The organism is Paenibacillus senegalensis JC66 (genome assembly GCF_000285515.1).
GTDB lineage: Bacteria > Bacillota > Bacilli > Paenibacillales > NBRC-103111 > Paenibacillus_L > Paenibacillus_L senegalensis.
Genome location: NZ_CAES01000151.1, coordinates 1 through 436, shown reverse-complemented (window position 1 = coordinate 436; position 436 = coordinate 1). Strand labels below are relative to the sequence as shown.

Below are 436 nucleotides of genomic sequence, written 5' to 3'. Positions count from 1 at the left end.
TTTAATATATCTAGTTTTCAATGTGTTATCACTAGCATTAGAAAGTGAACGATGTATACGATCTACTTCCTCCTTGGTCTCTGTATTTAAGTCTAAAATGAACTCTGGAGAAATAATGATCGGGGGTACTTTTTCACCAACGTCATCACCATATATGCAAACACAAATTATCTTAACCCAAAAACCCCACTCATTCGGTTTACTTAATACATCGTCAATCGAGCAAATTATCGTATCAATCTTAGTTACTATTGGATATTCTTCCAAAAGCCTGTCTTTAATATTTGTCAATCTTTCGTAATCAATATCTTTGGGATTTACACATACTATAGTAAAATCTGCATCTGACTTAAAAGGTTTGGCCGTTCCTTTTGGAATCGAGCCACACATATAAATGCTATGAATCTTACCTTTAAATTCGGTAAGTATATTACCT

General features: G+C 33.3%; 1 protein-coding gene. It reads right to left on the bottom strand.

Translation table 11 applies throughout. The annotated features are described in order from the left end of the window. A partial coding sequence (locus PSHG_RS26085; protein WP_010267501.1) for a nucleotidyltransferase domain-containing protein occupies window positions 1–436 on the bottom strand: 436 nt, incomplete at both ends.